Annotated in this window: 10 protein-coding genes; all 10 read left to right on the top strand. The window is 58.5% G+C overall.

Features of this window, described 5'->3' with window-relative positions; translation table 11 throughout:
• Positions 1-812 precede the first annotated feature (812 nt).
• The 10 genes from DMP06_RS08340 (at position 813) to DMP06_RS08295 (ending at position 21,707) form a co-directional block, all read left to right on the top strand.
• A complete protein-coding gene (locus DMP06_RS08340) occupies positions 813-12,602 on the top strand; it encodes a Spy0128 family protein (protein ID WP_161957869.1) in 11,790 nt (3,929 codons plus the stop codon).
• 391 nt (positions 12,603-12,993) lie between these two features.
• Positions 12,994-13,503, top strand: a complete 510-nt coding sequence (locus DMP06_RS08335) for a hypothetical protein (RefSeq protein ID WP_181443041.1) — start codon at positions 12,994-12,996, stop codon at positions 13,501-13,503.
• A 411-nt stretch (positions 13,504-13,914) separates the two neighbouring features.
• Entirely contained in the window at positions 13,915-14,208 is a 294-nt protein-coding gene (gene rpsF, locus DMP06_RS08330; RefSeq protein ID WP_123209281.1) for a 30S ribosomal protein S6, read from the top strand.
• Positions 14,209-14,269: 61 nt separating this feature from the next.
• Positions 14,270-14,791 (top strand): single-stranded DNA-binding protein, encoded by a 522-nt coding sequence (locus DMP06_RS08325; RefSeq protein ID WP_123209280.1) that lies wholly within the window; start codon positions 14,270-14,272, stop codon positions 14,789-14,791.
• Positions 14,792-14,893: 102 nt separating this feature from the next.
• Entirely contained in the window at positions 14,894-15,154 is a 261-nt protein-coding gene (gene rpsR / locus DMP06_RS08320) for a 30S ribosomal protein S18 (protein ID WP_123209279.1), read from the top strand.
• Positions 15,155-15,164: 10 nt separating this feature from the next.
• Complete coding sequence (gene rplI, locus DMP06_RS08315; protein WP_123209278.1) at positions 15,165-15,692, top strand: 50S ribosomal protein L9; 528 nt, start codon at positions 15,165-15,167, stop codon at positions 15,690-15,692.
• A gap of 398 nt (positions 15,693-16,090) precedes the next feature.
• Entirely contained in the window at positions 16,091-16,339 is a 249-nt protein-coding gene (locus DMP06_RS08310; RefSeq protein ID WP_123209277.1) for a pilus assembly protein HicB, read from the top strand.
• A gap of 356 nt (positions 16,340-16,695) precedes the next feature.
• Entirely contained in the window at positions 16,696-18,099 is a 1,404-nt protein-coding gene (gene dnaB, locus DMP06_RS08305; protein ID WP_123209276.1) for a replicative DNA helicase, read from the top strand.
• A 93-nt stretch (positions 18,100-18,192) separates the two neighbouring features.
• On the top strand, positions 18,193-19,539 hold the full coding sequence (locus DMP06_RS08300; RefSeq protein ID WP_245962440.1) for a metallophosphoesterase family protein: 1,347 nt from the start codon (positions 18,193-18,195) through the stop codon (positions 19,537-19,539).
• The gene (locus DMP06_RS08295; protein WP_123209275.1) at positions 19,539-21,707 is read left to right on the top strand and encodes an ATP-binding protein; all 2,169 of its coding nucleotides are present in this window, start codon (positions 19,539-19,541) and stop codon (positions 21,705-21,707) included. Before DMP06_RS08300 ends, DMP06_RS08295 begins: the two co-directional genes overlap by 1 nt.
• Positions 21,708-21,845 lie beyond the last annotated feature (138 nt).

Raw genomic sequence — 21,845 nt, 5'->3', positions numbered from 1 at the left:
GGAGGCTTTCTTTTTATCATTCGAAAAAAAACCGATGAATCAATAGCAGGCAAGAACCCCGTTTCGGCGGGGTTCTTTACGATTGTTTCCTATGGAGAAATGGGCGGTAGCGAAGACGATGCTATAATGGAGCCGTCAGCGAAGCCCGCCTAGTTGAGCGTCCTAAACTAAACTAGGTGACTGCGGGTGACGCCGATTACTTGTTGGGAGCGGCGCTATTCATGCCGCTCTTCTCTTTTTCTACTCGACATCTTCCGCTTCTTCCAAATCGATAGACGATTCCTACGAGGCTTATAAGAAAGCCAAGAACGGAGCAAGCCTCTACGAGGCAATCTATTTACGGATAAACAGTTAAACGGTTGTTCTTTAAACTGCCCGAAGGACAGTCATTTCAAATTGGCAAGAAATTGCATTGAACGTCATTCTGACGCAAAAAACTCTTTTTAATGTCATCTTGAACAGCCAAAACAACCGCCTACCGCTGAGCTGCGCGCGCCATGCCGCTTATCGATTGGCTTAAAAATACTCTAATTAAGGTTCACTTAAAGAGAGTAAAGCTTTAGACTAATAACTTATCTATAGGCACCAAGGGATACCTATGCCCTGTTTAGTAAGTCGTTAAGGAACGGTAAGCATATATGGTAGCCGGAACAGAGGAGAAGAGCAGTATGGGCACCACGATAAGAAAGGCTTGGGGGGGGGTTCTGCTTGTTGTAGCAGCACTGGTCCTCGTCCTTAGCTCTACGTCACCTGCGTACGCAGACGACACGCAATCGAGCGCGAATGCATTCGGCGCGCGTGTAACTTCGGTTATGGAAGACGCGTATCAGCCTGCGCTCGATGCGCTTTCGGGCGACATTATCACGATGTCGATCGCAGCACCCAACGCCCGCGAGGTTGATCCCGATACGCGCAACACGTACTCCGACATGCTCGCAGGGGAAAACTCCACCCGTTATGACGGCCGCGTGTGGACCGACAAGACGGTCACGGCGGGTCCTGTGAGCTTCACCGGCGATGCCGGGGAGAACACCATTCAGCTTTCCGAGAACGGCGAGTTCCTTGTAACTTATTCCGCCCTTGCAACCTCAACGTCCATCACGGGCAAAGCATCAGTACCGGTGGATGTCGTATTTATCATTGATAACTCTACCTCGATGTATAACAGCGACTCACTCGGAGACACCTTTGATGCAGTAAATGAATCTATCCATACGCTCATGCAGGGTAACTCCGAAAGTCGTGTTGCTGTGGTGCTTTATGGCACCGAGGCAGATGTGCTGTTGCCTCTTGGACACTACACGTCCAACGCATCATCGTGGGGCGATCCGACGTATGTTCAGATCAATTCCGTGGGACAAAATGACAGCTCCTTCTCAACCACGGTAAACGGCTACAGCAATCGCGTCGATCAGGATTCGTCCAATGGCCGCGGTACCAATATTCAGCTAGGCGTTTATGAAGGCATGAATATCCTGGCAACCGAGGATCAGACGACGGCTAATGTGGGCGGACAGGAGGTTTCACGCGTTCCGGCAGTGGTCCTTCTTTCCGACGGTAATCCCACTTACTCTCTTAGCAGCTCGTCCTGGTGGAATCCGTCCAATTCGGGGACGCAGGGTCCTGGCGGTGACGCATATTACGGAAATGGCATGCTGGCGATGGCTACCGCTTCAGCCATGAAGCAGGCCATCAATGATAACTACGGCGTCGAAGCCGGGTCGGATTATGCTGCGCGCGTATATACCGTGGGTATGGGCATTACCAGTATTGGCGGCCAGAACGAACGTAATCTCGCTTACATGACACTCGATCCTTCTGGGCGCTGGGATAACAACAACACCATGGCGAATAGCATCCGTAACGCTTGGAATACCTACAACAGCGGACAGAGCGTGCAGGTTCCTGTCAATGAGGATTGGCGGGGCAACTATGAGTATTACACCATGAATCATCCTAGCGGTGGTATTGCTGACATTACGTCCCTGCAGTACAACGACGATTATATTGATGCGCAGGATGCATCTGAAATAGGCTCCGCGTTCAGTGATATCGTGAGCGATATTGCAACCTCGACTCCTCAATATCCCACCAAGATCGAGGGCAACGACCCCGTGGAATCTGGCTGGCTGAACTACACCGACACCATCGGCGAGTACATGCAGGTGAATAACGTGCCTGTCATTCTCTACGGCGGTCAGCGCTTTGATGTGGAATACCCAGCCGAAGAAGTTGAGGACGGGTTTATCTACCACTTCTCCGGTGCTGTTAGCAATAGTCCCATCTATGGGGATCTCGATGCATCTGATATCAATGTCAAGGTGACCAACAACGATGATGGCACGCAGACCATTTCAATCGATGTTCCTGCAGCTGCCATTCCGCTGCGTGTGAACACGGTGGATCTTGACTCTGACGGTAACGTAACCAGTAATGAAGACAACAACGCAATGCCTCTGCGCGTTGTGTATGAGGTTGGCATGAAGGAAGGTACCGTCGACGCCAACAACAACCTCATCATTGGTGAGGGCGGTGTGAGCCAAGACTACGTAACCTCCCACACTGGCGAGAACAACCAGGTGGCGTTCTACAGCAACGCGTTCAGCGGAAAAAACATGAACAGCGACGGCGCCACTATGGGTGATGCCACCACCACCTTTACGCCTGCTACCACGAACCCGTTCTATTTCGTAACACAGGACACCACGCTGTATACCGACCCGCAGTGCACGAATCCTGCAATGGCGGCTACCTGGGTTGACGGTTATTGGCAGCCGGGAACAGGTTGGGGGGATCCCGGGCATTGGGTTGAAGGTCACTTGGAGAATAACGAGGTCAATCCAAATGCTACTTACTACTATCAAATTGAATACTATGTAGGCAGTAATGTCGAATACGACACAGTGGCGTTGACTGGCTCTCAGATTATCGACCATGTGAAGGAAGTTGCAATCGGCGATAACGGTGAAAGCGTTTGGACGCTCAATGCTGGCACGCCGCGCTTCGATCGTCTGAATGACTTCGCCCAGGTGAAAACGGATAACGCCACCGGCACCGCCGCGCAGCGTCTGCAGTCGCAGATGGCAGACGGCAAGGTTACGCAGTACGAGGGCAACAACGGCAAGCTGACGCTGCCCCTGCCCGCGTCGCTGACCATCTCCAAGAACGTCACCGCAGATGCGGGCCTCACGCCTCCTGCCGCAACCTTCAACTTCACCATTACCGCGCAGGCTAAGGCTGGCCAGACGGTGAATGTCGTGAAGACCACGCCGGGGGCTGACCCTGCCACCTCCACTGAGAAGATCGCGTTCGGCGAAAACGGAACGGCCACCTTCACGCTGACTGCTGGTCAGTCCATCGAATTCCCGAACATGACCAACGCTCAATATACGGTGGTTGAAACGCCCGCCGCTGGCTTCACCAACACTGCCGCAACGGTTGACCCCACGACGGCCGGTGCGTTCGACAATACCCAGCACAGCGTTTCGGGTACCGTCGGCACAGAAGACGCGAGCATCGCTTTCACCAACAACTACAGCGTGACGGCTATCGACCAGACTCCGGCTGATCTTGGTATCACTCTCACCAAGACCATCGCTAATCGCGACTTCGAGCAGGGCGACAGCTTCTCGTTCACCATCAGCGCAAGCCGGACAACGCCGAACGCTCCACTGCCCACCAATCCCACCATTACGGTGAAACCTACCGAGGGCACATCGGTCAACGCTGCGTTCACGAACGATAACGCGTTCCACTTTACGCTGCCCAGCGGACCGGATGGTTTCCATTACATCATTCGCGAGAATGCCACCACTTCGCACGGCGTTTCCATTGACAACGCTGTGTACCGTCTGATTGTGCCTGTGAATGACAACAGAAAGGGTGCGCTTGAGGTTGGCGACACCACGCTTGAGAAGTGGGATAGCCAGTCCAACACGTGGGTTGCCGTTGACAGCAAGGTGGCTACCTTCAACAACACGTACTCTGCAACCGAGGATGTTATCGCCCTTGCCGGTACAAAGGTCCTGAGCGGGCGCACCATGACTGCAACCGACAACTTCACGTTCACGGTTGAGGCAGATGGGTCGCGCGAGCTGAATTCCACGGGTGAATTCACTGAAGACGCTGATCAGCCCATGCCTACTCCGGCGACGGCAGTGGCAACGCAGGCTGGTACCATCACCTTTGGCGATATGACGTTCGACGAGAACGACATTAATAAGGAATACCGTTACGTCATCACTGAGAACATGCCCGAAGGTGTGCAGGATGCTGACAACAACCCCGACAACGGCTTCCAGCACAACGGAATCACCTACGATCTTGCCCAAAAGGTTGTCATTGTGAAGGTGGCAAGCGAGCAGGGTACGGATGGCGATGTTGTGCGTGCAACGGTGTGCGACGAAAACGGCACCCCTATTACCAGCGGCTCCGACTTCACAGTGAACAACGAGTACCATGCGACGGGTGAGCTTGACGGTTCTACCAACCTGCAGGTTTCTAAGACCCTGAGCGGCCGCGCCTGGGGCGAGGATGAAACCTTCACCTTCCAGCTTGTGGGCCATGATGGCGCTCCTATGCCTGCGACCGTCACGGGAAGCTCTACTACGACAACGGTGAGCAAGAACCAGCCCACCACAGCCTTCGGCAACATCGTATTTGACGAGGAAGATCTGTCTGATGGCCAGGGCGGCTACCTGATCAGCAAGAAGTTCAGCTACACCATCAGCGAGCTGGGTGCAAGCGTGGATGGTCTGACAATTTCCAAGGCTACCTACGACGTTGAGGTGACCGTTACCAACAACGGTAACGGTACGCTGGATGTGTCCTCCGTCATGACCAAGACGGTTGATGATGAGGGTGCAGAGCTCAACCCGGTTGAAACCGTTGATACCAATGTCGCCGCGTTCATCAACACCTATACCAGCACCTTTGATGGCTCGGGCGTGAGCCTTGACGGCACCAAGGTGCTTACCAACACCAAGTGGCCCACGGGTACCGAGCTTAAGCAGGGTGCGTTCCAGTTCCGCGTTGAGGCACAGGACGGTGCGCCTTCGCCTACGAAGGGAAGCACCAGCCCGATAAGGAACGTCAATAACCACACGGGTGAGCAAACCGAAACGTCCGGCGAGTTTAAGGCTCCTATCTATAGCCTGCTGCTGCAGGTGCAAATTGCCCAGTCTGACATGGTGAATGAGGGCAGCCCCGTTGACACCAAGGACTTCCAATACATCATCACCGAGTACAACCAGCTTAGCGTTGGCTACACATATGATGAGTCGCAGTATCGTGTGACCATTACGGCAACCGATGACCAGCAGGGCAAGATTACGGCCGCTATCTCTAAGATTGAGAAGCGGGCAAGCGAGGATGCGGAATGGTCTGAGGTTTGGACACCGGCTGCTGGCACCAATGCCAACGACGCCATCGTGTTCAACAACAGCTACACTCCGTCCGACGCGACTTTGACGTCGGCCGAGCTTGGCCTGACCAAACAACTCACGGGTAACCGCTCTAAGGCGCTGGCCGCGAACGAGTTTACGTTTACCATGAGCGTGACCGCAGCCGATGGTTCCGATGTGGATAGCGTCACGCTACCCAACCCTGCTACCGTGGGCAATGCTGCCGACGATACTGCTGAGAATGGTGTCTACTCCGGTGCTATCGACTTCGGTAACATTGTGTTCACCAAGGCGGGAACCTTCACCATCCATGTGAAGGAGAACATGCCCGACGACGCTACGGAAAACGGGGATGGGACTTGGACGTATAACGGTGTGACTGGCAACAGCGCCGACCACACCTTCACTTACAAGGTTGAGGATAAGGGCGGTCGTTTGGTCGCCACGCTCGACAGTGCTCAATCTTCGGGTGGAGCGACGTTCACCAACGAGTATGCTGCAACGGGCAGCCAGTCCTTCGACGGCGAGAAGAACATCACGGGTCGCGAGTTCGAGGAAGGCGACACATTCACCTTCCAAGTTAAGGGTACCGCCACGACTCTTGACGGTGCAGGCACCATTGAAGCGCCCAAACCTTCCGGTGTGAGCGAGGACAATTGGCAGTTGACCATCAACCCGACGTCGGGCGATACTGCCACCCTTGGATTTGGTACCGTGACCTTCACGCAGCCCGGTGTGTACACCTACACGTTCTCTGAATACGAGGGCGAGCTAGGCGGCATGACGTACGACACCGGCGACCGTACCGTGGTGTTCACGGTAACCGACAACGGCACCGGCACGCTGAACGTGGGGGTGACCGATGGCAACCTGACGAATGCCACCACATGGACTAACAGGTATCAGCCGCAGGGTGAAGAGAGCTATGCAACCACTGGCCTGAACGGCACCAAGACCTTCACGGGCCGTGACATGCTGGCGGACGAGAAGTTCGAGTTCGTGCTCGAGCCTGCCACCGACGATGCAGACAGCACGGGTCAAAGGGTTCCCACCTCTCAGTTGGTGACCATCGGCGGTATTGGCATTGAGAACACAACGGCTGAGGTGTCCGGCCTGAAGAACGCCGACGGCTCCGATACCCGCTCGTTCGACTTTGGCAACATCACCGTGAAGCCGATTGCGAACACATTCGACGGCACCGGTACATTTAAGTTCTACGTGCATGAGGTTGTGCCCGATGGCGTGACGGACCAGACCCCGATCGCTAACGGCATCACCTACGACATGCACGTGGGCACGCTCACCCTTGTGGTGACCGACACCGACGCCGACGGCAAGCACACCGGCGAGCTGACAATTGCTGCTCAGTTCGAGGACGGTGCCTTCGCCTTTGTGAACAACTACGAGGCAACTGAGGTGGAGTTCGATACCTCCACGCAGCTGAAATTCCAGAAAGTGCTGGATGGTCGCGATTGGATGAGCACCGACAGCTTCCGCTTCCAGGTGACGGCTGCCCAAGGCACCCCGATGCCTGATGGCGGGGAGCAGGTGTCTGGTTCCAACGCGCGCATTGTCACGCTGATCAGCGATGCGGTTGACGGTACCCCGGTTAATTTCAATTTGGGCACCATTAGGTACGCCTTCGCCGATATGGCGCAGGGTGCAACCGTAGACGCCCAGACAGGCGTACGCACCAAGACGTTCACCTATAACGTGGCGGAGCTGAACACGCCCAACATCGTTGGCGTTGACTACTCTGCTGCAAACTTCCGCGTGGAAGTGACGGTGACCGACGACAACACCGGTGCGCTCAAGGTGACCGACGTGAAGGTTATCCAGACCCAGAACGACGACAACACCATGACGCCCGATCAGGAGATTGAACTCGCCAGCGGTGCGGCGGCGACATTCACTAACTACTATCATGCCGACATGGCTCCGTATGGCTTTACGGGCGTGAAGGTGTATAACGACACCACCGAGGGCGGCAAGCCGCTTACGAATGGCATGTTCACGTTCGAGCTGCGTCCTACCGGTGCCAATGCGGCAACCGCGCCGATGCCCGCTACGGGCACCGAGGGTACGGGTGAGAACCGCGTTTGCACCACCACGAACAGCGGAGGCACGTTCACCTTCAACAATATCGAGTTCACGCAAGAGCACGATGGCGAAACTTTCACCTATGAGATTCGTGAGCAGGGAACCGACGGCAACGGAATGAACTTCGATGAAACGGTGTACACCGCTACGGTTAGGGTGACCACCGACACCTCCACGGGCGTTGCTCAAATTAAGCCCGAGGTAACCATTGAGACTCTGCCCGAAAGCGGCCAGATGACGTTCACCAACACGTACGAGCCTACGCCCGCCACGCTTGAGGGCGCGGATGCGCTGCATGGAACCAAGACGGTGGACGGCCGCAACATCCTTGACGGTGAGACGTTCGACTGTGTGCTGATTCCGATTAACGATGCTGCCCAGCAGGCAGTGAATAATGGTTGGATTTCGATTGAGGGCGGTTGGTCCAACACCAGCACGTCAACGGCCTCTACGCCGGAGGGCAATGGAAATAGCAACACTGCCGACTTTGCCTTCGGAACGATGACATTCAATCATGTCACGGATGGGGATGGTTACCAGTTCGCAATCATTGAGGTCTTGCCTGAGGACGTGAGCCCCTATGACCCGGTCAAGGACGGTCTGACCTACGATCGCCATCAGACCAACGTGACCATTACTGTGACAGACAACGGCCATGGCGCCCTCGAGGCGAAGGCAAAGTATGACAACTCGGCTTCTACCGACGCCGAGGATGCTGACGAGATCACCAAGGCCGCGTTCACCAACGTGTATGCCGCCACGGGTTCGGTGACGGGCTCTGATGTGTTTGACGTGAGCAAGACCTTCACCGGCCGCGAGAACAACGAGTGGACCGCCAACGATGTGTTTACGTTCGAGATGGTCGGCTCTGAGGGAGCGCCTATGCCTGAGGGTTCCGACGGCCAGACGAAGACCATCACTGTGTCTAGCGATCAGCTGAACGGCGAGGGCGTTGGCATCAATAACTTCGGCGACATCGCATACGGCAACGCCGATCGTGGCAACACCTACACCTACACCATCCGCGAGGTCGCAGGCAACGTGTACGGCGTGACCTACTCGCAGGCCGAGTACCAGGTGACGGTGGCGGTTAACGACAACACGACGCCCAACGGCCAGCTGAGCATCGAGACGTCGATGACTCAGGTTAAGAACGACCAGGGTAACGAGACTGATAACTCTGCTGATATCGCCGCCTTCACCAACACCTACAAGGTGGACGAGGACAGCAAGGACGTGTCGCGCGTTGACGGTGACGTTACTACCAACGTGAACGGTCAGCTCGTGGGTGTGGGCGACACGCTCGAGTACACCATCCACTGGGTGAACGACGCGGTGGACGAGCACGGCGTGGCGCAGGCCGCTACCGTGACGGTAACCGACAACGTGCCCGAGGGTCTGACGGTTGATGCGAACAGCATCTCCAACGGCGGAGCGTTGAGCCAGGACGGCCGCACCATCACGTGGACCGTCGAGGCCGACGCGGCCGAGCAGGGTGACGTGACCTACCAGGCCACCGTGGATGACTCTGCGGTGCAGGGCGGTCAGCTGACCAACACTGCTACTGTGCAGGTGGGCGACAACGACCCGCACCAGAGCGTTGAGGCCACGGTTGAGGTTCCGCAGAAGTCTGGCGAGAACAACAATCAGCGTCCCGACGGCTCCATCCAGGTGGGCGACCGCATCACCTACACCATCGAGTACGCCAACACCACCGATCAGGCTGCCGACATCACCATCACCGACGTGGTACCCACGGGTGTGACGGTTGATCGGGAGACCATCGATAACGGTGGCGTGTTTGACCAGCAGACTAACACCATCACGTGGACGATTGCGGGTGTCGAGCCCGGCTTGGGCAGCACCGTGTCCTTCGTGGGCGTGGTGAACGAGAGCGCTGTGCTTGAGGACGAGATTGATAACCAGGCCACCATCCAGGTGGGCGAGAACGGCCCCGTCATCAAGACCAATACGGTTCCCGGAACGGTGAACAAGGGCGATCTGGTGATTAGTAAGACCATCGAGCTGACGGATGGCCAGGGCACCCAGATCGACGCCGCCAAGGAGTTCGAGTTCACCATCAAGGTTGCGGATGCAAGCGGCAACGCGCTGAACGGTACGTATAACCTCGATCATGCCGACGACACCAAGGACGGCACGATTGCCTTCGCGAATGGCGAGGCGACCCTTACGCTCAAGCACGACGGGTCCGCGACTATTGCGGGCCTGCCCGAGGGTGCTCAGGTGACGGTTACCGAGACCGCTGCCGCTGGCTACACGCCGGTTGACGGTGCTGAGAAGACGGCCACCATTGCTGCGGGCGATACCCCGGCATCCATCGAGTTCGTGAACACCTATAGTGTGTCTGAGGTTGAGGGCGTACCTGCGGACTTTGACTTCACCAAGGTTTTTGCTGGCCATGCGTGGACCGATGCCTATAGCTTCCAGTTCAAGCTGACGTCGGTCGATAACGCCCCGATGCCTGAGGCTGACGAGGCCAATGGCGTGACCATCGATGAGAACGGCAACGCCATCAAGACCGTTACGGGTCCGCAGGACAGCGGCGAGGCGACCTTCGACTTCGGTGCCATCACCTACAGCCAGCCGGGCGAGTATCACTACACCGTGAGCGAGGTACCGGGCGAGAATCCTGGAATCGACTGGTCCGGCAACGAGGCACAGGTGACCGTGACCGTGACCGATAACGGCAATGGCACGCTTTCGGCCGCTGCCTCGATCGACAACAGCACGTTCACGAACACCTATAAGACGGGCGAAGTGCCGTTCGATACCGCTGCTGGTCTCCAGATCGTGAAGAACATGACCGGACGCGCGATTGCCGCGGGTGACTTCACGTTCACCATGACCGGCAAGGACGACGCTTCCGTCGTACGCCTGAACAACGGCCAGCCGCTTGAGTTCTCCACCACGGGCGCCGAGCTTGGCAACGCGGGCGATTCCAACGTGGCGAGCGAGGTTATCCCTGCGTTGACGGGGCTTATCTTCACCCAGAAGGATGTGGGTAACACCTACACCTACACGGTGGCCGAGGAGAAGCCCACCCAGAACCCGTCGGACGGCGTGACCTACGACGATTCCTCCTATGAGGTGCAGTTCGTAGTCACTGAAGACGGCGAGGGCACGCTGCTGGTGGAGACCTTCGTCGACGGCGTGAGCCAGGGTGTAACCCAGGGTGCCATTGCTACCAACGCGCTGCCCGCGCGGCTGGTGTTCAATAACAGCTACGACGCTGGCTCCACCACCGTGGGTGCTAAGGGCGACGCCACCATCGAAGGCACCAAGACGCTTGCTAACGATGACATCGCCAACTACAACTTCACGTTCACGGTGACGGGTGAGAACGGCGCGAGGGTGACCACCGGTTCCAACAACGGCACTGAGACCATCACGTTCGGCGACATTGTGTACACCACGCAGAATCTGAACGCCGCGGTTACCGCAGGGGGCTCTAGTGAGGTTGGTAAGGCCAGCAAGGTTGAGAATGCCGATGGCACCACCGTTTACACCTTCAAGTACACGGTCAGTGAGGATGCGCCTTCCGCAGATTCCGGCGTTGCTGCCAACAGCGCACCGCAGGGCGTGACCGTTACGGTGACGGACAACGGTACGGGCCAGCTCTTCGCTGCAGTGTCCTACGACGAGGGCGATGCGCTTGCCTTTAAGAACACCTACGGCGGCGATGCGAGCTTTGAGCTCGGCATTGCCGGAAACAAGGTCATCGCGTCGGCGGATGGGCTCAGCAAGCCCGAGCTCAAGGGTAGCGAGTACGAGTTCACCATCGTGGGCAACAAGGCAGAGGACGGCACGCCCGCTCCGATGCCCGAAGTGACCATGGTAACGAATGGCGCGAGCGGTATCGTGAACTTCGGTCCCATCGAGTACACGATGGAGAACGTCTTTGGTACCGATGACACGACTCTTGACGTCGATGCGACCTCCGATGAAGGTGTCGAGACGCTGGCGGCTGGCCGCTTCAAGGTGTTCACCTACACCATCAGCGAGTCTGGCACGTTGCCCGGTGTGACCAATGAGCAGGGAACCAAGACCGTTGAGGTTACCGTGACCGATCTTGGCGCCGGAAAGATTGAGGCGCAGGTGACGTCCAAGAAGACTGCCTCCGGCACCGACTTCACGTTTACGAATACGTATAACGTGACGCCTGAGGATTCCAGCCTTACGGGTGAAGGCGGCTTCAGCATCACCAAGAAGCTGACCGCTAACACCGGCCGCACTCTTGACAACGGCGAGTTCAAGTTCGTGCTCACCGACGTTGCTACGGACAATGTGGTGGCAAGAGCCACCAATACGGCCGCGGGCGTGGTGGAGTTCCCCGCCATAACCTTCGACAAGCCGGGCGCATATAAGTACGAGCTGTCTGAGGTTCCGGGCAATGCCGCCGGCGTGAACTATGACGGCGACAAGTACAATGTGACGGCTAATGTGAAGGACATGGGCGACGGCACGCTTGCTGTCGAGTGGGCCATCGAGGGCGTTGACGCTGGCGGTTCCGTAGCGTTCGAGAACACCTACGAGGCCGATCCGTCGAGCATTACGTTCGGTGCGCTCAAGACGCTGGCCGGTCGCGACATGGTTGAAGGCGAGTTCACCTTCGAGCTGACTGACCCGGAGGGCAACGCGGTTACCGCCACCAACACCGCGACGGGTAGTGTGGTGTTCCCGACGGTCGAGTTCACCGAGGAAGGTACCTACAAGTACACGGTGTCCGAGGTTTTGCCTGCGGATGACGATGCTGCCACCGAGGGTATCCAGAAGGACGGCGTGACCTACGACGAGAAGGTTTGGACCGCGACGGTTACTGTGGTTGACAATCCCGAAACGGGCGTGCTCGAGGCCACGGTTAACTACGGCAACGGCACCAAGCTTGCCGAGTTCCACAACACCTACGTGGAGCCCGAGGAGCCGGTCGTTCCCGAGGAGCCGGCGGACGAGCCCGATGAGCCTAAGTTCGCCCAGACGAACGACTCCACGCCGTGGATGCTGATCGCCGGCATCGCCGTGGTGGCTGCGGCTTTGGTGGCCGTGGGAGCCTTCGGGCTGCTGCGCACCCGTCGCCGCTAGAGCCACAGAGCCGCAGGGCCATACATGAAGCAGCGAGCCGCCCTTAACGGGGCGGCTCGTTTTGTATCTCGAGCCTATCTCGAAAAGATCTCGGAAATATGTCGGAATTTCGAGATATATATCGGAATTCCGATATAGGTGTTCGAAAGGGGCGATGCGGGTAGTTGGCTTCCCCGATAACGTTTAAGACAGCGGCGGCCCGGCCCCTCTTTCGAGAATTCCTGATTCATTGTGTGCGGCGGACGCACGCGATGCGGGGTCGTATATACTTGCTGAAAGCTTTGCGGATGGTCGCATGGCTGCGCGAGTTCCAATGCGCCGCAAGAAGCCGAATGCAACGAGGCATGAAGTTCCGCCGCTAATGTGGAACATGGATAGTAAGGAGTCATCGATGTCCGAGAACGCCGTTGAAACCGAAGAGATGGAAGTGCCCGAGATCAACGATGAGCTGGAATCGCTGCTCATCCAGGTGATTGAAGAAGCGCAAGGCAAAATGGAGCAGGGCGAGGTCTTTCCGCCGTTTACCGCTACCGTCATGGGTGACAAGCTGTTCACCGAAACGCACGGCGGCACCATCGATGAGTGCTTTGAGTCCGCGCGCGATGCAGTGCTCAACGTTGCGGGCGCCCGTATGTATGCCTTCTGCTACGACGGCTACATCGATACCGACGAGGGCGACAAGGATGCCATCATCGCCGAAGGCGGTATGGCCGGCGACGAGCAGGCGGTTGTCGTTGGCATGATGTACGATGCGGATGAGAATGGCGCCGTTGCCGGCTTTAGCGACGAAATCGTCTACATTGCCGAAAGCGAGAACTTCCTGGCAGATGTCGCGCCCGCGACGCAGCCTGCGGCCGAGGACGAAAGCCTTGAAGAGGGCGACGCTCCGCAAGAGGCGTAAGACCTTTCAGTTGTAACGCGCGCTAAATGCCGTCAGCTCGTTGGTGAGCTGACGGCATTTTTTTGTATGAAATCGGCAAGGTTGAGAGGAGAAATCGGCAAGGTTTTATCGAATCATCGAGACGTACGCAGCATAGTCCGTGCCGCAAAAAACGAAATCTACGGCAAGGGTTTGGCAAGGTTTGTAGGCTAGCATGGTTTTAAGAAAACGGCTCGATGGTGTGGTCCAACCCAACGCTTCGGCCATAGGATGGCCCGCATTGTTGGACAACGTGAATAAGTTGTGAGTATCGAGCGTTGCTTGAAATACTGTTTGCGCTGGTGGGAAGGTGCTGCTATTATGGGCAAGTTTCCTGTTCCGGGCAGATGCCTTCATGCGACCCGGAACCGTAAGTCCAGAGGAGGTGACATAATGAAGGCTTATGAATTGCTGTTCTTCGTCGCACCGAACATCGACGACGAAACCCGTCTCGCAACCATGAAGCGTATCGAAACCACCATCGCCGAGGGCGAGGGCAAGATCGATAACGTCGAGGATTGGGGCAAGCGCAAGCTCGCCTACGAGATCAACGGCCTGAACGAGGGCAACTACACCCTCATCGATTTCCATGCTGATCCCGCCAACATCGCGGAGCTCGACCGCGTGCTGCGCATCACCGGCGCGGTGGTTCGCCACAAGATCGTGCACCGCAGCGACCGCGACTAATTGCGGCCGCCCATCGGATGGAGCGAATGCTCTTAGATGCTTCAAGGAATGAGGAAGAACAATGAGCATCAACAAAGTGGTCATATCGGGAAATCTTACGCGCGACCCTGAGCTGCGCCAGACGGCCAACGGCTTTCCGGTTCTGGGGTTTGGCGTTGCGGTAAATGATCGTCGCCGCAACCAGCAGACCGGCGAGTGGGAGGATTACCCGAACTTCATCGACTGCACGATGTTCGGCACCCGCGCAGAGAGCGTGGCCAAGTTCCTGACTAAGGGCTCCAAGGTGGCCATCGAAGGCAAGCTTCGTTGGTCCCAGTGGGAGCGCGACGGCCAGAAGCGTTCCAAGATCGAGGTTGTCGTGGACGAAATCGAGTTCATGAGCCGCGGTGGCGGAAACGGCGATGGCGGTTTTGGCGGTGGCTACCAGGGCGGATACAACGCCGGCGGCTATCAGGGAGGCTATGGTGCTCCCCAGATGCAGCAGCCTGCGGCCCAGCCCCAGTATGCACCCCAGCCGGCTCGTCAGGCTCCTGCGGCGCCCCAGGTGGATACCTCCGTTTACGATGAGGACATCCCCTTCTAAGCCGCCCATCCGATACGGCATTTTTGGGAAAAGCATCGAAGCAATCATGCTTCGCACCACGCTCCTGACAGGTGTCGGGATGCGTTAAAGAGAGGAAATCACATGGCTGAATACACCAAGCAGCCGCGCCGCAAGTACTGCCAGTTCTGCAAGGAGGACGTGCAGTACGTCGATTACAAAGACACGGCCATGCTGCGTAAGTACATGACTGACCGCGGAAAAATCAAGCCCCGTCGCGTTACGGGTGCTTGCGTCCAGCATCAGCGCGACGTTGCCACCGCTATCAAGAACGCCCGCGAGATGGCGCTTCTGCCCTACACGGTTCCTGCTGTGAGCGGCCGCGGCGATCGTCGCAACCGCTAAGGAGGCACCGATGAAGGTTATCCTGCTTACCGAGCTGAGGGGCAAGGGCGGCGAAGGCGACGTCGTCGACGTGGCTCCCGGCTTTTTCAACAACTACCTGGGTCCCCAGAAGATGGCTATCCTGGCCACCAAGGGCAACCTGAAGCAGCTTGAGCAGCGCAAGAGCAACATCGCCAAGCGCGAGGAGAAGCGTATCGCCGACGCCGAGGCCCTGAAGGCTTCTCTGGAAGGCAAGTCCATCTTCGTCGAGGCTAAGGTTGGCGAAGAGGGCGTGCTGTTCGGCTCCGTTACCGCCGCTATGGTCGCCGATGCCGTCAAGGCTGAGACCGGCGTGGAGATCGATCGCAAGCGTCTTGAGATGGGCTCTGCCATCAAGACCGCCGGCGCTCACACCGTGGCCCTTTCCATCTATCGCGACATCAAGGTCGAGCTGGCCCTGACCGTTGGCGACAAGAAGGAAGAGGAGCCCGTGGCCGAGGAGGCCGTTGAGGCTGCCGAGGTCGCCGAAGAGGCTGCCACCGAGGAGGCCGCTGAGTAGCACCTCGCTCCCATAGCGTCACAACACAACAAACCTCGTAGCACTTAGGATGCTGCGAGGTTTTTTTGTACCAAAATAAATGTATTACATTTGGTATTATGTTTTGTTATAATAGGAGGCACAATGAAGGTAGTGGTTCATGAACGAGTATGTCGCAAGCATCGCGAGCTAACGGAGCAAGACGTCCTGGCAGCATGGTTTAACTCAACGAATTTGACATTGCGCATGGATAGCCCCAACTTTCCTGAGTATGTGTGCATCGGGTTTGACTCTAGAGGGCGTTCAATAGAAATGGTCGCGGTAATAAGCGAAGACGGAATACTTATATATCACGCTATGGCTCCGCCAACAAAGGCGACGTTACGTGAAATCAGAAGGTCGCAAAGGAGGTTGCGCTGATGGCAGAATGGAAGCTTGCGAATGGGTATATTCTTACAGATGAAGAAATAGAGCGCCGTGCAGCAGAGTACGAATCCGGTAATTGGGAGGGCCATCTTGAGCGTATCCATCAGGGTCGTCCGCCGGTGTCGGATGAGCCTCTTGTGCCGGTGACGATCAAGTTTCCGGCATCGATGCTGGCGCAGATCGATGCGAAGGCCAAGAACCGTTCCGATTATATTCGTCGCGTAGTTGCCGCGTCGCTTTAGGCGGCGGGCGGCGCGTATCCCATATATCGCGCACGGTTGGGCTTTGCCGTATCTATCTAGGTAGTAGGGCGGCGTTTGCGTGCTTGCGGATGCAGGCGAGCAGGTTTCGGGGTGCCCGCGGGGCGTCGTCCAACGCCTCCGCGACTCGCAGTTTTTTCCTCGCGCGCCAAGGCGTCCGGAACTACGGCGTTTTGCGTTCTCAGCAGCTTGCAGGGTCTCTCTGCTCATTTCATTGAAGCGACACGCGGCGGTAGGCGTGTGCGTTCGTTGCGATAAGATATACAAGAAGAAACAGCTTGCGGCTTCCGTGCGGGGGTCGCTCTTTTTGTCCGAAGCGTGCAACCAAGGAGCAGTTCATGGCGGAAAACAACGACAGGCGGAACCAGTCGCAACAGCAGTCGACCCAGCTTCAAAGCTCCACCGGCCGTCCCCTGCCCAGCAATATCGAGGCGGAAAAATCGGTGCTCGCCGCATGCATGCTCAATCCTGACGCCATTGACGAAGTGGCTACAAAGCTCACGCCTGAGAATTTCTTTCGTCCAGCCCACCAGCGTATCTTTGAAGGCATGCTGGAGCTAAACACCCGCCACGTTCCTATCGACCAGATTTCGCTCGCCGAGCGCCTTGCCGCCGAGGGGCAGCTCGATGCCGTAGGGGGTCGCGCCTATCTGGTCGAGCTCGCGAACAATACGCTCGCGCTTACCAATTGGAAAACCCATACCGAAATCGTCAAACGTACCAGTGTCCAGCGCGACCTGGTGTATGCCTCCGTCAACATCAACGCGCTTGCCTACGATGCCCCCGATGACACCAATCAGACCATTGAGGAAGCCGAGAAGATGCTGTTCAACGTCACGCAAAAGCGCGTGTCGTCCTCGTTCCAGAACATCACAGACCTTCTCACCCAGGCTTTTGACGAGATTGATGAGCTGGTAAATAACCGCGCCCAGATGGCCGGCGTGCCAACGGGCTTTGCCGATGTGGACAAGCTGTTCTGGGGCTTGCGCGGCGGCGACCTGCTGATTCTGGCCGCCCGCCCCGGTGTTGGTAAAACTTCGTTCGCGCTGAACCTCGCCACGAACGCCGCAAAATCGGGCGCCGCCGTGGCAATGTTCAGCTTGGAGATGGGTGCCAACCAGCTGGTCCAGCGTATTTTGTGCGCCGAGGCACGCGTGAATTTGGGCAAGCTGCGCCAAGGCGATCTTACCGAAGGCGACTGGAATGCCATCATGAACGCCGCCGCCACGCTCTCGGGTCTGGAGCTGTACATCGATGACACGCCTGGCCTTACGCTGCTCGAGATGCGCGCCAAGGCGCGCCGTCAGCTGCGCGACAAAAAGAAAGGCCTGATCATCGTCGACTACTTGCAGCTCATGCAGCCTCCTTCGAACCGCCGCGACGGCAACCGCGCCGTCGAGGTGGCCGAAATCTCGCGAGGACTTAAGGTGCTCGCCAAAGAGCTCAACATGCCGCTGCTTGCGCTTTCGCAGCTCTCTCGTGCTGTGGAGATGCGCGGCTCTAAGCGTCCGCAGCTTTCCGACCTGCGAGAATCCGGCTCCATTGAGCAGGACGCCGACATCGTTATGTTCATCGACCGAAGCATGGACGAGGTGGAGGCCGAAAGCGAAGACCGTCCCGATCTGGGTACCGCCGAGCTCATCGTGGCCAAGCACCGTAACGGCGCCACGCGCGACATCACGCTGTCGTTTAACCCCGAGTTCACCAAGTTCGGCAACTATATCGACGCCTCGCAGCTATAACGCTACCTCTCAGCAGGCCGCGTCTTTTGAGCATCGGCCATTTCAGGATCGGCCCGCTGCCTGTTTCCGTAAGTTCTGATTCGCTTGCCGGGCATGGCCGCCAAGCGTCGCACTCCGTGCTACACTCGCTTCATGGGAGCAAAGCTGACATTCATTCATTCGGGCGACCTGCATCTGGGGGCGCCCTTCAGGGGCCTGCGGGCCCTTTCGCCCGCGTGGGCGCAGCGCCTCGTGCGTGCGATTCCCGAGGCGTACGATCGCGTAATTCAAGCCTGCCTGGACAATCAGGTTGACTTTCTTTTGCTGGCGGGCGACATGTTCGATACCGACAAGCCGAGCTATGCTCACCTGCGCCACTTTTTGCGCGGCTTGGAGCGTTTGCAAGACGCGGGGATTCCCGTCTACATGATTCCCGGCAACCACGACCCGTATCCCAATTGGCACGAGGTGGCCACGTCGCTGCCGCCCAACGTGCACATGGCAGGCTCAGATGCCCCGGAGTTTTTCGTGCATCGCGATGCCGATGGTCAGCCGGTATGCCTGATTGCGGCACGAGGGTTTTCCAACCAGGCGTCAGACGGCTCCATCGCCGATGGCATGACCCGTGCGGCGGCCGAACACGCCTGCGGTACGGGGGCGCCGTTTGCGATAGGCATGTTGCATTCGGGTCTGTGGATGGATCCGTTCAAGGCGCCCGTGACCGAGAATAAGCTGCTCAGCGCCGGAATGGACTACTGGGCGCTCGGGCATATCCATATGCGCTATGCCACCCCTGAGCCCGATCCTCGCATCGTGTTCTGCGGATGCATCCAAGGGCGCGACATCAAGGAGACGGGAAGTCGCGGCTGCTACAAGGTCACCCTTGAGGAGGGGCTTCCCAACAGGATAGAGTTCATTCCTACCGCCCAGGTCGAATGGGAGCAGCTATGCGTGGACGTGAGCGGATGCGCCGGCGTGGATGACATCCTCGCCGCGTGCGTGCGCGCTATGTTCGACGCGAATGCGGCTGCCCACTGCGAGGAGATGGTTGCCCGCGTGACCATCGGGGGGCCTACCCAGCTTTACGACGTGCTTGCTCGTCCCGGCACCGTAGAGGAGATGCGCGTGGAGCTCAATGAAAGCTATCCGGCGTTTTACTGCGACGCCCTGATCAACGCCACCACGCCGCCCCTTGATAAAGAAGGGCTCGAGGCCGCCGGCCTTTTTCCCGCCGCGCTCATTCGCGCTGCCAAAAGCATGGCATCGCAACCTGAGGATAGCCGCGGGGGAAAGCATGCCCAATCCGGATCCTCCCGTGATGATGCGCGGCTGCAGTACCTGCAGGAAGAATTCGCGCAACGCGGGCTTGCGCTCCCGCGCGGCGTGGACGGCATGCTGGACGATTTGGCTGAGGGCGCCTGCGATATGGCGCTCGCCCTGCTTGATGGGAGGGATGCGTGATGGGAAAGTTCTATCTCAAGCGCATCCATATGCAGGCGTTCGGCCGCTTTTTCGACACGACGATCGGCCCCTTTACCCCGGGGCTCAACGTGGTGTACGGCAAAAACGAGGCGGGTAAAACCACCACGAGTGCTTTCATACGAGGCGTGCTGTTCGGATGGGAAGACGCGCGTGGCTCAAAGAACGTCTACAAGCCTGCATCGGCCGAGCGTGCCGGCGCGCTCATCTTCGAAAAGCGGAAGGCCGCCCTTTCCGGCAAGACCAAGACGGGGGACACCGTCGAGCTTTCGCGCGTGCGCAACGTGGACGGTCTCCAAGCCAAGCCGGAGGATGCCGCCCGCATCGTGGACGACATCGATAAAGACACATACGGCACCGTGTTCGCCCTCACGAGCGACGAGCTTCGCGGTTTGGGCGACGCGGGCGATATGACCTCGCGCCTGCTCACTGCCGGATCGGGTACCGAGGTGAGTCCGGCGGCGGCCTTGGCGGCCATCGATGCGCGCATCGCAACGTACACGAGCCGTGCGGCCGCTGCCACGCATTCGTTTCCCAATCTGAAAAAGCAGCTCGATGCGTGTCGCGCCCAGCTCGCTGAGGCGCGCGAAGAGTCAGATAGGTTCAAAGACGAGGATCGTGAACGCCGCGATCTTACCCGACGTCGCCACAGCGTGGCGCTCGATTTGGCGGAGGCGAACGCTCGTATCGAAGCGCTCGCCGCGCTCAAGGCGGATATCGACCGCCTATCTGGCCAGGAGAACGAGGCGCTTCGCCTGCGCGACGAGGCCCAGCGCGAGATGGATGCGGCAGAGGCGGCCGCCCAGGCGGCTATCAACGCCGGCGCCGCGCGCATGACGGCTGCCGACGAGGCTGCCATTCGCGACGCCATCGAGCGCGAACAAGCGGCGCAGGCGCGTATTTCGCATCGGCTCGAGGCCGCGCAGGACGATTTTTCCGACGCGCGCGCCCGCTATACGGCGACCCAAGACAAAAGCGAGGCATCGTCGCCCAAGCGCCCCGCGCTGCCCGCTATCGCGGTGATCGCTCTGGCGATTGCCGGCGCTGCGTGGGTGCTCGCGGGGTCGCGTATGGAGAGCATGGCGGCATGCATTGTCGGATTCGTGTGCATGGCCGCTGCGGTCGTGCTGGCCGTTGCGATGGCAGCGGGGCTTCGTCCAAAAGCCGCCGCATCGCGCGATGCGGCGGAGGCGGCGAGGCGTGACATGCTGGAAAAGAAGAGCGTGCTCGAATCGCGCGAGACGGAAGCGCTCGAGCAGGACATGCGCATCGAGGCGGTGTTGAAATCGGCCGGATTGTCCGAGGCGGGGCGTTCTCTGCGTCGCGCCATCGAGCTGGTCGACGCCGCGCGGGCGGCACGTGTGGCACGCGAAGCCGCGGTCTCGCGTCTCCAGGAGGCCACGGCACGCCGCGACGCGTTTGCTCGTTCGGCTGAGGAGTGCCGCGCGCGTCAGCTCGAATGCCTGGAGGAGTGCGGCTTCAACTCCGACGCTTCCCCGGCCGAGGTTGAGGCTCAGGCGGCATCGGCCGATCAGAAGCGCGCTGCGTTGACCGAGCAGCTCGAGGCGTGCAATAGGCGCATCGGCGAGCTCAATCAGATTCTTGCGGCGGCCGAACGCGACACCGATCTGGATCTTCTTAAAACCGAGCGCGCCCAGATTGTCACGCGTCAACACGAATCGGGCGTTGAACTGGCGCGTTTGCTTCTGGCCCGTCGCATGATGGAGCAGGCCGTTCGCACCTGGGAAGGCGAAAGCCAGCCCGAGGTGTACGCCCGCGCCTCGGAACTCATGGCGCTCATGACCGATGGCGCATGGGGAGCCGTGCGGGCGGACGAATCCGGCGCCGTGCGTGCGGTGGACGCCATAGGTCGCGCGTGGGAGCCGCGGCTGCTCTCGCTCGGCACCTGCCAGCAGCTCTATCTTGCGCTGCGCATCGCCCTTCTCGAATGCGTGGAGCAGGTGGGTGCAAGCCTTCCCGTGCTTGCCGACGATATTCTTGTGAATTTCGATGACGATCGCCGCCGCGGCGCCGTGCGTGCTCTGGTCGAACTTGCGCAGAAACGCCAGGTCATCGTTTTCACCTGCCACAAGGAAGTCGTCGATTTGATGGGCTCCTATGCCAAAGATTGCAAGATTTTGGGGTTATAATCAACAGGTTGTCGAGCGCGCGACGCGGCGTGTGGGCGAGGCGGCGATTTGGGCGATTCATCTTCGCTCCGACCGCGTGTCTTGGATGCAGGTCTTAGACAAGGCCCGGGGCACAGCCTCTGCAGCGTTTTCGCCGAT

This window comes from Slackia equolifaciens, assembly GCF_003725995.1.
GTDB lineage: Bacteria > Actinomycetota > Coriobacteriia > Coriobacteriales > Eggerthellaceae > Slackia > Slackia equolifaciens.
The sequence above is the reverse complement of the archived record's forward strand: the minus strand, read 5'-3'. Positions and strand labels throughout refer to the sequence as shown.

Coding starts and splice junctions, on each gene's coding strand:
- DMP06_RS08340 (WP_161957869.1), top strand. CDS start 813: ATGGAAGACGCGTATCAGCCTGCGCTCGATGCGCTTTCGGGCGACATT.
- DMP06_RS08335 (WP_181443041.1), top strand. CDS start 12,994: ATGTCCGAGAACGCCGTTGAAACCGAAGAGATGGAAGTGCCCGAGATC.
- rpsF (WP_123209281.1), top strand. CDS start 13,915: ATGAAGGCTTATGAATTGCTGTTCTTCGTCGCACCGAACATCGACGAC.
- DMP06_RS08325 (WP_123209280.1), top strand. CDS start 14,270: ATGAGCATCAACAAAGTGGTCATATCGGGAAATCTTACGCGCGACCCT.
- rpsR (WP_123209279.1), top strand. CDS start 14,894: ATGGCTGAATACACCAAGCAGCCGCGCCGCAAGTACTGCCAGTTCTGC.
- rplI (WP_123209278.1), top strand. CDS start 15,165: ATGAAGGTTATCCTGCTTACCGAGCTGAGGGGCAAGGGCGGCGAAGGC.
- DMP06_RS08310 (WP_123209277.1), top strand. CDS start 16,091: ATGGCAGAATGGAAGCTTGCGAATGGGTATATTCTTACAGATGAAGAA.
- dnaB (WP_123209276.1), top strand. CDS start 16,696: ATGGCGGAAAACAACGACAGGCGGAACCAGTCGCAACAGCAGTCGACC.
- DMP06_RS08300 (WP_245962440.1), top strand. CDS start 18,193: ATGGCCGCCAAGCGTCGCACTCCGTGCTACACTCGCTTCATGGGAGCA.
- DMP06_RS08295 (WP_123209275.1), top strand. CDS start 19,539: ATGGGAAAGTTCTATCTCAAGCGCATCCATATGCAGGCGTTCGGCCGC.